The 11,657-nt window shown below is 69.9% G+C and carries 13 protein-coding genes; 8 read left to right on the top strand and 5 right to left on the bottom strand.

Annotated elements, in window-relative coordinates; genetic code table 11:
• The first annotated feature begins 44 nt into the window (after nucleotides 1-44).
• Both AC1RRF_RS03410 and AC1RRF_RS03405 read left to right on the top strand, forming a co-directional pair.
• A complete protein-coding gene (locus tag AC1RRF_RS03410; protein WP_492832814.1) occupies nucleotides 45-611 on the top strand; it encodes a superoxide dismutase family protein in 567 nt (188 codons plus the stop codon).
• Between the two features lie 46 nt (nucleotides 612-657).
• Nucleotides 658-1,701, top strand: coding sequence for a 2OG-Fe(II) oxygenase family protein (locus AC1RRF_RS03405; RefSeq protein ID WP_492832813.1), 1,044 nt, complete (start codon nucleotides 658-660; stop codon nucleotides 1,699-1,701).
• Here the strand turns inward: AC1RRF_RS03405 and AC1RRF_RS03400 are convergent, their stop codons facing one another.
• Nucleotides 1,702-2,964, bottom strand: a complete 1,263-nt coding sequence (locus AC1RRF_RS03400) for a hypothetical protein (protein WP_492832811.1) — start codon at nucleotides 2,962-2,964, stop codon at nucleotides 1,702-1,704.
• A 213-nt stretch (nucleotides 2,965-3,177) separates the two neighbouring features.
• Between AC1RRF_RS03400 and AC1RRF_RS03395 the strand changes: the two genes are divergently transcribed.
• From AC1RRF_RS03395 to AC1RRF_RS03385, 3 genes are all read left to right on the top strand, one after another.
• Nucleotides 3,178-4,470, top strand: coding sequence for a S41 family peptidase (locus tag AC1RRF_RS03395; RefSeq protein WP_492832809.1), 1,293 nt, complete (start codon nucleotides 3,178-3,180; stop codon nucleotides 4,468-4,470).
• Between the two features lie 15 nt (nucleotides 4,471-4,485).
• On the top strand, nucleotides 4,486-4,941 hold the full coding sequence (locus tag AC1RRF_RS03390) for a MarR family transcriptional regulator (RefSeq protein WP_492832807.1): 456 nt from the start codon (nucleotides 4,486-4,488) through the stop codon (nucleotides 4,939-4,941).
• A gap of 108 nt (nucleotides 4,942-5,049) precedes the next feature.
• Complete coding sequence (locus AC1RRF_RS03385; RefSeq protein ID WP_492832805.1) at nucleotides 5,050-5,367, top strand: hypothetical protein; 318 nt, start codon at nucleotides 5,050-5,052, stop codon at nucleotides 5,365-5,367.
• Between the two features lie 82 nt (nucleotides 5,368-5,449).
• Here AC1RRF_RS03385 and AC1RRF_RS03380 read toward each other — a convergent pair whose 3' ends face one another.
• Nucleotides 5,450-7,300, bottom strand: coding sequence for an ABC transporter transmembrane domain-containing protein (locus AC1RRF_RS03380; RefSeq protein WP_492832803.1), 1,851 nt, complete (start codon nucleotides 7,298-7,300; stop codon nucleotides 5,450-5,452).
• Nucleotides 7,301-7,434: 134 nt separating this feature from the next.
• Between AC1RRF_RS03380 and rpmE the strand changes: the two genes are divergently transcribed.
• On the top strand, nucleotides 7,435-7,659 hold the full coding sequence (gene rpmE / locus AC1RRF_RS03375; protein ID WP_291833002.1) for a 50S ribosomal protein L31: 225 nt from the start codon (nucleotides 7,435-7,437) through the stop codon (nucleotides 7,657-7,659).
• A gap of 172 nt (nucleotides 7,660-7,831) precedes the next feature.
• Nucleotides 7,832-9,394: a L,D-transpeptidase family protein gene (locus tag AC1RRF_RS03370; protein WP_492832801.1), complete on the top strand. Its 1,563-nt coding sequence runs from the start codon at nucleotides 7,832-7,834 to the stop codon at nucleotides 9,392-9,394.
• 6 nt (nucleotides 9,395-9,400) lie between these two features.
• On the opposite strand, the gene AC1RRF_RS03365 is transcribed toward AC1RRF_RS03370, so the two are convergent.
• The 3 genes from AC1RRF_RS03365 to AC1RRF_RS03355 form a co-directional block, all read right to left on the bottom strand.
• Nucleotides 9,401-9,769 (bottom strand): hypothetical protein, encoded by a 369-nt coding sequence (locus AC1RRF_RS03365; RefSeq protein WP_492832799.1) that lies wholly within the window; start codon nucleotides 9,767-9,769, stop codon nucleotides 9,401-9,403.
• Nucleotides 9,766-10,284 carry a protease adaptor protein RcdA gene (gene rcdA, locus AC1RRF_RS03360; protein WP_492832797.1) on the bottom strand — a complete coding sequence of 173 codons (519 nt, stop codon included), beginning with the start codon at nucleotides 10,282-10,284 and terminating at the stop codon, nucleotides 9,766-9,768. Before rcdA ends, AC1RRF_RS03365 begins: the two co-directional genes overlap by 4 nt.
• Before the next feature lie 112 nt (nucleotides 10,285-10,396).
• A complete protein-coding gene (locus tag AC1RRF_RS03355; protein WP_492832795.1) occupies nucleotides 10,397-10,621 on the bottom strand; it encodes a DUF1192 domain-containing protein in 225 nt (74 codons plus the stop codon).
• A gap of 62 nt (nucleotides 10,622-10,683) precedes the next feature.
• Between AC1RRF_RS03355 and AC1RRF_RS03350 the strand changes: the two genes are divergently transcribed.
• Nucleotides 10,684-11,655, top strand: coding sequence for an NAD(P)H-quinone oxidoreductase (locus AC1RRF_RS03350; protein ID WP_492832793.1), 972 nt, complete (start codon nucleotides 10,684-10,686; stop codon nucleotides 11,653-11,655).
• Nucleotides 11,656-11,657 lie beyond the last annotated feature (2 nt).

Raw genomic sequence — 11,657 nt, 5'->3', positions numbered from 1 at the left:
AAGGATCGCCCAGGTTCCAGGCTTACACACAGGGATTTTCAACCATGCGCCAGCGCCTCCTCGCCGCCCTCATCGCCACACCCCTCCTCGTGGGCGCCGCCGGGGCCCTGGCCCAGACGCCGGCCCCCGCCCCCGCGCCCGCGCCGCAACCCGTGGTGACCGCCGCGCTCAAGACCGCCGACGGTTCCGACGCCGGCACGGTGACCGGCTATGAAGGTCCCATGGGGATGATCTTCCGGGTCGAGGGCAAGGGCTGGCCGGCCGGCTGGCACGCGGTGCACCTGCACGCCGTCGGCACCTGCGAGGCTCCGGCCTTCACCTCGGCCGGCGGGCACGTGAACCACGCCGAGGGCGCCCGTCCCCACGGCCTGCTGAACAAGAGCGGCGGCCCGGACCTGGGCGACCTGCAGAACATCCACGCCGCCGCCGACGGCACCGCCAACGCCGACGTCTACCTGGCCTGGGAAGGTCTGGACGCCCACGAAAGCGACTATGTCGACGGCAACGGCCTGTCCTTCGTCGTCCACGCCAACCCGGACGACTACGTCAGCCAGCCCATCGGCGGCGCCGGCGCCCGCATCGCCTGCGGCGTGTTCCAGCCCGCCGGCTGATCCTTCGCGCTTGAAATTGCAGGGCCATCCCGCGCATCGTGCCGGGATGGCCCTGCTGTTCGGCGATCCCGCCCCGACCTTCTCGACCCAAGGCGTCAACAATCCGCGCTACGTCTTCGACACCGCCGCGGGCCGCTACCTGCTGCTCGCCATCGCGCCCGCGGGCCCGGCGGTCGAACGGGCGGCCGCGCTGATCGAGGCCCGCCGCGCCGCCTTCGACGACAAGCACGCCAGCGCCTTCATCCTGATCGTCGGCCCCGACGAGGCCCGGGCCGACCGCCAGGACAGCCTGCCCGGCCTCCGCTTCCTGTTCGACGAGGCCGGCGAGGCCGCCGCCCTCTATGGCGCGCGGGACGCCGAGCACTGGGTCCTGATCGATCCGGCCCTGCACGTCATGGGCATGGTCGGGGCGGAAGGCGCCGAGGCCCTGCTCGACCGCCTCGCCGGACTGCCGCCGCCGAACCGTCACGGCGGCTTTCCCGGCACGGCCCCCGTCCTGGTCACGCCGCGCATCTTCGAGCCCGGCTTCTGCGAGCAGCTGATCGCCCTGTATCGCCGGACCGGCGGCGAGCCCTCCGGCTTCATGCGCGAGATCGACGGCGTCACCACCCTGGTCATGAACGACCAGCACAAGCGCCGCTCGGACGTCCTGGTCGAGGAGGACGCCCTGCAGAAACAGGTCGTGGCGCGGCTGAACCGGCGCCTGATCCCGCAGATCGAAAAGGCCTTCAGCTTCAAGCCTACCCGGATCGAGCGCTATCTGGTCGCCCGCTATGACGCCGAGACCGGCGGCTTCTTCCGCCCGCACCGCGACAACACCACCAAGGGCACCGCTCACCGCCGGTTCGCGGTCTCGATCAACCTGAACGGCGACTACGACGGCGGCGACCTGCGCTTCCCCGAGTTCGGCGACCGCACCTACCGCCCGCCCCCCGGCGGCGCCTGCGTCTTCTCCTGCTCGATCCTGCACGAGGCCACGCCGGTCACCCGCGGCGAACGCTTCGCCTTCCTGCCCTTCCTCTATGACGAGGCGGCCGCGAAGGTGCGCGAGGCGAACCTGAAATACCTGGATCCGGCGCTGACGGGCTGATCAGGGCGCCGCCGTCTCCTCGACGCCGAGCAGGCTGGAGGCGGTGAATGTCGGGGCCAGAATGGCGATGTCATAGCCCAGTGCCAGCTGACGCCATTCCTGCGGCGCCGACGCCAGACCCTCGGACCTGAGCTTGCGCAGATCAACCAGCATCCAGGAGTCCGGCGAGACGTCAGCCGGTCGCGCAAGGGTGACGTCCTTGCGCCAATCCGGGCCTTCGTCATCCATCATGTCGAACGCGCTGACGGCTTGGGGGCGTCCGACGCCGCTATAGCCGGCTTCGGTGCCTCTGGCCCCGAGCACGATGATATGCAGGGCCGCGACGCCTTCGCCGTCCGCCCGCTCGGCCACATAGGCGCCGAGGTCTCGTTGATCGAGCGGATTGAGCGACTTGTAGAAATGCCAGGCGCCGAACTTCATCAGGACCCGCGCGCCGGGATTGTCCGCGAGATGGGCCGCCAGGGTGCGCTTCATCAGCCGCGCCCGGCGCCCGTTGGGGTCGCCCTGTCGGCTCTGCGACGCCAGATAGATGGCGCGGGTCTCCGTCAGCAGGCCGAACAGATACTGGACGCGTTCCCCCCCGTCCTGCGAGACGGCGGCCGCCGCCCGGTCAAGCGCCTCCTGCGTGACCGACAACAGGAACAGGTCGCCGGGGGAGCCCGAGACGAGCGCCGCGGCGGTCGCCTCCTGATCCTGGGCGGCCAGTCCGGTCAGGGCGGCGCGCGCGACGGGGCCGGGGCGGGCGGCGAGCATCTCCTCAAGCAGGTGGCCGCTGGAACCGAGGAATTCCTGGTCGAGGCCCCACAGCGCGAAGTCCGGGCCGGCGGCGGCTGCGCAGTCGCCCGCCATCCGGACTTCATCGCGCCCGCTGAAGAAAGCCATCCCGTCCGGATGGCTGCGCATGAACGCGGCGATCCGGGCTTCGCGATCCTCTGACCGCATCACCGAATCCACGACGCGGGCGGCCTCCGGACCGGTCTCGATGGCCATGGCGGTCAGCCCGGCCGGCGCCATCAGGCGGCAGATCTGGGTCGTGAACGCGGGGACCTCCCGGCTCATATGGCTCTCGCCGATCAGGACGTAACGGCTGGCGGCGACGGCGTCGGAAAGCGTGGCCGCGCCCGCGCCCGAGAACCCGGCCGGACCGACGTCCAGGGGCGCGACCGCCTGAGCGAGGCGGGCCTGGAAGGCCGGCGGCGTCGCCTCCTCGGCGGCGGAGGCAGTCGCGAGGGCGGCCAGACCGGCCAGAATCATCGTCGACAAACCCCAATGAACTCTCCGCACGCGCCGCCCCTCCGGTTAAAAACCTAGAATCAAACTGGTCTTCGTGTAGCGAGGCCGGGAGCCGACGCCCACTGAACTCGCGGTAATTTCCACCCCGCCATCATCGGCGCTCCTCGGATCGGCGCCGGCGGCCGGTTGACAGCGCACTTTAATACAACATATTGCGCAATATATTTTACAGTAGGCCTCCCGATGTTCCTCCGCCTCTTCGCCTGCCTGTTGGCGATCGCGACCCTGGCCCCGGCGTCAGTCGCCGCCCAGACCCTTGATCGGGAGGCGCAGCGGCAGTTGGTCGCCCGCCTCGAGACGGCGCTGCGCGAGAACTACGTCTTCCCCGACCGCATCCCCGCCATATCCGCCGAACTGGACAGACGGGTTCAGTCCGAGCCGATCGACAGCGAGCCGTTCGCCGCCAGCCTCGCGCAGGGATTGGTCAAGGCGAGCAACGACCTCCACTTCTCGGTGGAGTTCGATCCGGACGCCGTCGTCGCCGACCGCCGGGCGAAATCCGCCGGCGACACGACCACCCAGGCCCAGCGCGATAGCGAGCGGGCGGCCAATTTCGGCTTCCACGACGCTCGCCGGCTGGACGGCGGACTGACCTATATCCGGTTCGATTTCTTCGCCGACCCGCAATACGCCCAGGAGATCGCCGCCGGGGCCATGCGGTTCGCCGAAGGCGCCCAGGGGCTCATCATCGATCTTCGCTACAACAACGGCGGCGTCCTGGAGATGGCGCAATTCCTGATGAGCTACCTCTATCCGGCAGGCAAGGATCAGAAATTCTTTGACTATTTCTACAATGAGAACGGCGCGCGTGTGGAGCGGAGCCAGTGGAGCCTCGCCGCCGTGCCCGGCGAACGGTCGAGGACCCTCCCGGTCGTGGTGCTGACCGGATCGACCTCCTTCTCCTCCGCCGAATGGATGGCGTTCTCGCTGCAGCGGCTCGGCCGCGCGACCGTCATCGGCGAACAGACCGCCGGCGGCGCCCATCCGGTCACCCGCGTGCCGATCGACGACCGGTTCATGCTGCAGGTGCCGTTCGGTGAAATCCGCGATCCGGTCACCGGAAAGGATTTCGAGGGCGTCGGCGTCACCCCCGACCTGGCCGTGCCCGCCTCGGACGCCCTTCTGGCGGCGCAGCGGTTCCTGCTGAAAAGCCGGGCGGAAGCGGGCGACGCCGAGGCGCGCTGGGCCCTCGCTCCCGTCGAGTTCGCGATCTCGGGCCCACCCGTGACTCCCTCGGACCTGGATGAGGCGGCCGGAGCCTACGAAGGACGGACGCTCGTTCGCACCGCGACCGGCCTGGCCTACCACTGGCGTGATCGCTTCGTTCTCGCGCTTGATCCGATCGGCAAGGATCTGTTTGCGGTCCAGGGAACGGATGACTACCGGTTCCGGCTGGTGCGAGAAAATGGTCGGGTGAGCGGCCTCGAACGCGTGTGGAAGTCTGGCGAGACAGCCGCTTATCGCCGCCTGAATTAGGGAGCCGTGGGGCGAATGATCGAGTTGGACCGCACCTTCCTGGGCCGCCTGAGCGAGCAGCTGAGCGACCTGATCGAGCAGCAGTCGGCGCAGGTGTTCCAGCGGGCCGGCATCGTCATTCCGGTCAGGTCTTCGTCTTTGATGACCGCCATCGCGATGCTCGGCCCGGTCTCCGCCGCCGATCTCGTGCGCGCGCTGGACCGCTCACACCAGCTCATCCAGCAGAAGATCCCCAAGCTGCTCAAATTGGACCTGGTCAGCCGCCGCCCCTGTCCCGACGACCAGCGCGTCATTCTGATCGAGCTCACCGCCAGGGGCCGCGAACAATTGGCCCTGCTCGATCGTCTGGACGCGGAGTTCGAGCGGGCCTACGCCGAGATGGAGGAAGACGCTGGCCCGGTGTTCGACGGAATCAATCGCGCCATCGCCGCCCTCAAGGCCCGCCCCCTGATCGATCGCATGGCCGTCTGACGGTCCGCGACGGGTCGTAGGGACCTCGGCCTGACTTCCACGCCCGGTCCGTCGCCCGGACGCCCTTACGTCCGCTTTTGACGCACCGGTCTGTCATCCTGCCCGGGCATGATCAGCCAGTTTCTCCTCGATGACGGCTCTCCGGACGTGCCGGCGATCCATCGCTTCGCCGTGGTCCAGGCGGCCGCAGCCCGTCGTCAGGGTCGCCCCCGCGCCGTCCGCGACTGGGGCCGGGTCGTCAGAAAAGCCTTGCGCGCGCTCCGTTTCGCCGCCCGCCTGAAGGCCAGACGGTTGCGCGACGATCCGCACTCTTCGCACTCGCTTTTTTCTGGAACGCCGGAAAAAGGTTTCGAGCCGACCGTTCCGACCTCCATGCCCCATCCCGACCGCCGCCGGACCTTCCGCGAAGGGCGATGGCGACGATGAAGCGGCGTCTGACCCCGAAACCGGCACACGGCTCACCTCTCCATCGCCCGTTCAAGGCGATGGGCAAGTGAGCGCGTCGCCCTCACTCCGCCCGGAACTGCAGCTCCGCCAGCCGCGCATACAGCCCGCCCTTGGCGATCAGGGCCGTATGCGTCCCCTCCTCGACCACCTTGCCGTCCTCCATCACCACGATGCGGTCGGCGCGCAGCACGGTGGCCAGGCGGTGGGCGATGACGATGGTCGTGCGGTCTTCCATGGCCTGGTCCAGCGCCGTCTGCACCAACCGCTCGTTCTCGGCGTCCAGCGCCGACGTCGCCTCGTCCAGCAGCAGGATCGGGGCTTCGCGGACCAGGGCCCGGGCGATGGCCAGACGCTGCCGCTGGCCGCCCGACAGGCTCTTGCCGCGCTCGCCCAGCGGGGTGTCGAACTGCTCGGGCAGGGCCTCGATGAAGCCCAGCGCCTGCGCCTTTCCGGCCGCCGCGCGGACCTCCTCCTCGCTCGCCGTTTCCCGCCCGAAACGGATGTTTTCATTGGCGGAACCCGAGAACAGGGGCGCCTCCTGCGAGACCCAGGCGAAGCGGCCGCGCACCGCCACCGGATCGGCTTCGCGCACGTCCACCCCGTCCACCGACACCACCCCGCCCTGCGGATCGTAGAAGCGCAGCAGCAGGCGGAAGACGGTCGACTTGCCCGCCCCCGACGGCCCGACCAGGGCCACGGTCTCGCCCGGCCGCACGGTAAGGCTGAAGCCCTTCAGCGCCGGCAGATCGGGCCGACCCGGATAGGCGAACTGCACCGCCGACATCGACACCTCGCCCACCGGCGGCTCCGGCAGGGCGATGGGCTGGTCCGGCGCGGCGATGGCCGTCTGGGCCCGCATCAGCTCGTCGATCCGCTCCATGGCCCCGGCGGCCTTCTGCACGTCGCCCCAGCTCTCGCCCAGGGCGCCCACGGCGCCCGCGGCGAAGACCGACAACAGCACGAACTGCAGCAGCGCCCCCGGGCTCATCCGCCCGGCGATTACGTCCTGCGCGCCCAGCCACAGCACCAGGGTCACGCCGCCGAACATCACCACGATGATCATGGCCGTCATCAGGGCCCGCGCCCGCATGCGGATCAGGGAGGTGTTGAAGGCGTCCTCGACCGCCGCGCCGAACCGGGCCACCGCGCTGGCGACGCGGCCGAAGGCCTGCACCGTCTCGATGGCGTCGACGCTCTCGCCGGCGAAGCCGACCGCGTTGGCGAACCGGTCCTGGGTCGCCACGGTCAGCTTGCGCACCCGGCGCCCGAACAGGAAGATCGGCCCCAGCAGCAGCGGCACCACCAGCAGCACCAGGCCGGTCAGCTTGGGACTGACTACGAACAGCAGGATGGTCCCGCCCACCAGGGTCAGGAAGTTGCGCAGGGCGAACGACACCGAGGTCGTCATCAGGGTCTCGACCAGGGCGATGTCCGTGGTCAGGCGGCTCAGCACCTCTCCGGTGCGGATCTTCGCATAGAAGGCCGGGTCCAGCGTCAGGATGCGGTCGAACAGCCCCTTGCGCAGGTCGGCCACGACGCGCTCGCCGGTCTTGGTCACGTAGAAATAGCGCACCGCCGTGGCGACGCCGAGGAACAGGGCGTTGGCGCCCAGCATCAGGAACCACAGGTTCAGGCCCGCGCCGCCGTTCTCGAACCCGTGGTCGATGGCCCCGCGCGCCGCCGCCGTCAGGCTCAGCGAGGTCGCCGTCGACACGATCAGCCAGAAGGCCGCCATGGTCAGATGGCCCTTGTGGCGCAGGGCGTAGGGCAGCAGCCGGGCCAGCGGACGGATGTCGCGGCGCTTCTCGCGGCGGTCGCCCGCCTCGGCCATCTGCTCGGCCAGGACCGCGCCGGCGCCCGGCCGTCCGCGAAGGTCAGGGGCGTCGGCGATCGGTGCGGAGGTTTCGGTCATGGCCGCGCCTCTTGCCCCGGAACGCCCCCCGGTGTAAACGCCGCCGCTCATTCCCGCCGCTTCCGTGGCGGGTTTCTCATTTTACGCGCACCGACGGTCGGCATTCGTCATCGCGCAGAGACCGGACGACGACCATGAAGGCGGATACGCACCCCGACTACCACTTCATCACCGTGGTGATGACCGATGGCACCAGCTATCAGACCCGTTCGACCTACGGGAAAGAGGGCGCGACCCTGAACCTGGACATCGATCCGTCGACGCACCCGGCCTGGACCGGCGGCAACCAGCACATGCTGGACCGCGGCGGCCGCGTCTCGCGCTTCAACAACAAGTTCGCCGGCTTCATCAAGAAGTAAGCCGCTTCCGGTCTGGCTTTCCAGCCACACCGCAGGTGCAAGACGACAAGAAGGCGTCGGTCTCCGGACCGACGCCTTTCTGTTTGGCCGGAACGCCGATAATGTCGTCTGCGTTGGGCTTTCGGGGCGTGGGCGTTGGGTCCGTGCGACGGAACGGACGAAGAGCGACGTGATGAATCGAAGGCAACTGGGTCTGGGCGCGGCGGTTTCGGCGCTGGCGTCCTCGTTCGGCGCGAGCGCGCTGGCGCAGACCCGCGATCCGGGCGCGGTCGCCTTCTACGACAGCTTCAACGATCAGCTGGCCCGCCTGCCCGCCACCCTCCAGCCCGACGTGCGCGCCTTCTACGAGCTGAACGGCTGGCGTCCGGTGTGGACCGCCGACCGCCTGCGCGCCCTGCAGGCCGCCGCGGGCCGGGCCGAGCGCCACGGCCTGTCGCAGGCCGACTTCTTCGACTTCCCCGCCCTGGCCGCCGACCGCGACGCTGCGGAGATGAAGACCACCGCCGCGGCCATGACCTACGCCCGCGTCCTCGCCGAAGGCCGCGTCCGCCCCGAGGCGGTCGAGGACCTGTGGGAGATGCAGAAGAACCGCGTCGATCTGCCCGCCGGGCTGAACGACGCCCTGGCCTCCAGCCGCCTGCTCGACTGGTTCGAGGGCCTGGCCCCGACCGACATCGGCTATTCCAACCTGTCGGCCGGCTATGTCCGCTATCGCCGCCTGATCCGCGACAACGGCGGCTGGCCCGCCTTCCGCATCGGCGCGAACATCGAGCCGGGCGGCAGCGACCCCCGCGTTCCGATCATCGTCCAGCGCCTCGTGGCCGAGGGCGACCTCTCGGCCGCCGACGGCGCCCGCATCGCGGCCATGGGCCCGGTCTACGGCCCCGACCTCGAAGCCGGCATGCGCAGCTTCCAGGTCCGCCACGGCCTCGTCGCCGACGGCCGCATCGGCACCGGCAGCCAGCGTTCGCTCTCGGCCTCGGCCGAGGATCGCGCCCGCCAGATCGCCCTGAACCTGGAACGCCGCCGCTGGCTCAAGCGCGAGGTCAATCCCGAGCGCATCGAGGTCAACACCGCCGCCGCCATCATGGTCTACTGGAAAGACGGCCGGCCGGTGCACTCCAACCGCGTCGTCTGCGGTTCGCCCAGCAACCAGACGCCCAGCCTGGAGAAGCCGTTCGCCTCGGTCGTGGCCAATCCGCCCTGGTACGTGCCGGCCTCGATCGCCCGCAACGAGATCCTGCCGCGCGGCCCCGGCTACCTGGCCAGCCAGAACATGTACGTCCAGAACGGCACGGTCATCCAGCGCGCCGGCCCGACGGCCGCGCTCGGCTATGTGAAGTTCGAGCTGCGCGACAGCTACGCCATCTTCCTGCACGACACCCCGTCCAAGGCGGCCTTCAACCTGGCCATGCGCCAGCGCAGCCACGGCTGCGTGCGGGTCCAGAACGCCGTCGACTTCGCCCGTCTGCTGCTGTCGCCCGATCCCGCCCTGCTGGCCCAGTTCGACACGGCCCAGGACACCCGCGAGACCAAGCGCATCCAGACCGGCCGCGAGATCGGCGTGCGCCTGCTCTACTGGACCGCCTTCGTCGACGGCCAGGGCCGCGTCGCCTTCCGCGAGGATGTCTACGAACGGGACGCCAAGCTGGCCGACGCCCTCGGCATCGGCGTCAGCCTGCCCAAGCCGGTGGACGACGGCCGCGGCCGCGACGCCAACGACGTCGGGCCGTAAGGTCTTCTAAGGGATCGTCCGCACGTCGATCTGAATCGCGGCGCAGCTGGCGGCGGCGATGTCGATCCGCTGCGGAAGGCCTGAGGTGACGTAACCGCCTCGCGTCCGGTGAATGCCGCTCTCGTCGCGGCACATCACGATGAAGCTGTTGTCCGAGAAGCGGGCGGTCTTCAGCACGCGGCGACGCGGCGCCAGCTCGCCGGTCCAGGAGAACTGGCCCGCGTTGACCGTCTCGACCGACAGGGTCAGCGGCGCCGTGCTCCGGTTCTCGATGATGATCAGCGAACGCTCGCTCACCACCCAGGCGGCCGCCAGCCCGGCCAGGATCAGGACCGCTGCGCCCAGGGCGATCAACAGCCGCCAGCCGCGCTTCACTGGCGAAACGCCGCCGCCAGCCGGTCCAGCTGGCTCTGCACCGGGTTGATCGCCTCTTCCTCGGGCGCGTCCAGGTACATCTTGCGATCCAGGTGCACCACGCGGTCGTACAGCCGCTCGGAGCGCACCAGGTACTCGACCAGGGCGATGGGCAGTTCGCCATGAGTCGGCTCGGCCTCGACCTTGCGCTCGGTCAGGCGGTAGCGCGGCTCGCAGGCGGCCAGGGCGCTCATGTCCCCTTCCCGCACGGCCCGCTGCACCAGCAGCCACGAAGCGATCTGCATCAGCCGGGTGGTCAGCTTCATGCTCTCGCCCGCATAGGCCAGGGCGGCGGCGCGCGACAGCAGCTTGGATTCCCGGCGTCCGTCCCCGTCCAGATAGGCGGCAGTCTCCTCGACCAGCTCCATCCCCTCGCGGAAGGTGCGGTCAAACAGCTCCGAGCGCGCGAAATCGTCCACCACCGCTTCGCGGCTGCGGCCCGAAGGCGTCAGAAGGGTCGTGTCGTCGGTGGACATAAACTCAACCAAACTCATGGAGTGCCAGCATCCGTATCATGGCCGGCACGGTTGCGCGCGGACAGACAGCCGACTGCAACGCCTGTGCCATACCCGTAACGGGGGAAAACCCTCAGCTGCGGAAATTGAACAACGCATCCGCGGCGTTACGTTGCGAGGACTTGCCGTCGATGGCCGCCTGCGACCGGGCGACCTCCGCCTCCAGCGCGGCGATCCGCTCCTTCAAGTCCTCGACGGAATAGCCGTCCAGGTCCTCCCGTGTCAGTGCGATCAGGGGCGCGCCGCGCGCCGGGCGCGGCTCAAGATCCTCGAACACTGCCGCCTCCTTCGTGGCCATCAGGGACGTAACCCCCTATCTGAACGCCCGGACACGGACGATTGCAAGGACGGGAACAGCGGATGCGGGTGATCGAAATCGCGGGGGGCGCCGGTCCGGCCGAGGCCCTGACCCTCTCCGAACGGCCCGATCCGGTCGCCGGGCCCGGCCAGATCCGCATCCGGGTGCGCGCCGCCGGCGTGAACCGTCCCGATCTGCTCCAGCGCCTGGGCATGTACCCGCCGCCGCCCGGCGCGCCCGATCTGCTGGGGCTGGAGGTCGCGGGCGAGGTGGATCAGGTCGGTCCCGGCGCGGGACGCTGGGCCGTCGGCGACCGCGTCTGCGCCCTTCTGGGGGGCGGGGGCTACGCCGAATACGCCGTGGTCGACGCCCGCCACGCCCTGCCTGTCCCGGAGGGTCTCGATTTCGTCCAGGCCGCCGCCCTGCCCGAGACCGTCTGCACCGTCTTCGCCAATGTCTTCGAGGCGGGCGCGTTGAAGGCCGGTGAGACCCTGCTGATCCACGGCGCGACCAGCGGCATCGGCGTCACCGCCATCCAGATGGCCAAGGCGGCGGGCGCGACGGTCATCGCCACCTCGCGCGGCGCGGCCAAGGCGGAGGCCGCCCGAGCGCTGGGCGCCGACCTGAGTCTCGACGCCACGACCGGCGACATGGCCGACGCCATCCGCGACTTCGGCGGCGTCGACGTGGTGCTGGACATGCTGGGCGCCGAGTACGCCGAACTCAATCAGGCGGTGCTGAAGCCGTTCGGGCGCTGGGTCGTCATCGCCACCCTGACCGGCGCGGCGGTGCAGATCGACCTGCTCAAGCTGATGATGAAGCGGATCGTGTTGACCGGTTCGACCCTGCGCGCCCGTCCGGCGGACGAAAAGGCGCGGCTGATCGCGGCGGTCGAGGCCAAGGCCTGGCCCTGGGTCGTCTCGGGCGCCCTGCGGCCGCCGGTCGAGGCGGTCTTCCCCCTGGAACGGGCGTCGGCCGCCCACCTCAGGCTTGAGGCGGGCGGCCACGTCGGCAAGGTCGTGCTGACGCTCTAGAC

Source organism: Brevundimonas sp. GW821-FHT12C05, from assembly GCF_058807475.1.
This window is presented reverse-complemented; position numbering and strand designations above follow the sequence as displayed.

What these genes read in the sequence shown, in the direction of transcription:
- AC1RRF_RS03410 (WP_492832814.1), top strand. Translation starts at nt 45, where the DNA reads ATGCGCCAGCGCCTCCTCGCCGCCCTCATCGCCACACCCCTCCTCGTG.
- AC1RRF_RS03405 (WP_492832813.1), top strand. Translation starts at nt 658, where the DNA reads ATGGCCCTGCTGTTCGGCGATCCCGCCCCGACCTTCTCGACCCAAGGC.
- AC1RRF_RS03395 (WP_492832809.1), top strand. Translation starts at nt 3,178, where the DNA reads ATGTTCCTCCGCCTCTTCGCCTGCCTGTTGGCGATCGCGACCCTGGCC.
- AC1RRF_RS03390 (WP_492832807.1), top strand. Translation starts at nt 4,486, where the DNA reads ATGATCGAGTTGGACCGCACCTTCCTGGGCCGCCTGAGCGAGCAGCTG.
- AC1RRF_RS03385 (WP_492832805.1), top strand. Translation starts at nt 5,050, where the DNA reads ATGATCAGCCAGTTTCTCCTCGATGACGGCTCTCCGGACGTGCCGGCG.
- AC1RRF_RS03380 (WP_492832803.1), bottom strand. Translation starts at nt 7,300, where the DNA reads ATGACCGAAACCTCCGCACCGATCGCCGACGCCCCTGACCTTCGCGGA.
- rpmE (WP_291833002.1), top strand. Translation starts at nt 7,435, where the DNA reads ATGAAGGCGGATACGCACCCCGACTACCACTTCATCACCGTGGTGATG.
- AC1RRF_RS03370 (WP_492832801.1), top strand. Translation starts at nt 7,832, where the DNA reads ATGAATCGAAGGCAACTGGGTCTGGGCGCGGCGGTTTCGGCGCTGGCG.
- rcdA (WP_492832797.1), bottom strand. Translation starts at nt 10,284, where the DNA reads ATGTCCACCGACGACACGACCCTTCTGACGCCTTCGGGCCGCAGCCGC.
- AC1RRF_RS03355 (WP_492832795.1), bottom strand. Translation starts at nt 10,621, where the DNA reads ATGGCCACGAAGGAGGCGGCAGTGTTCGAGGATCTTGAGCCGCGCCCG.
- AC1RRF_RS03350 (WP_492832793.1), top strand. Translation starts at nt 10,684, where the DNA reads ATGCGGGTGATCGAAATCGCGGGGGGCGCCGGTCCGGCCGAGGCCCTG.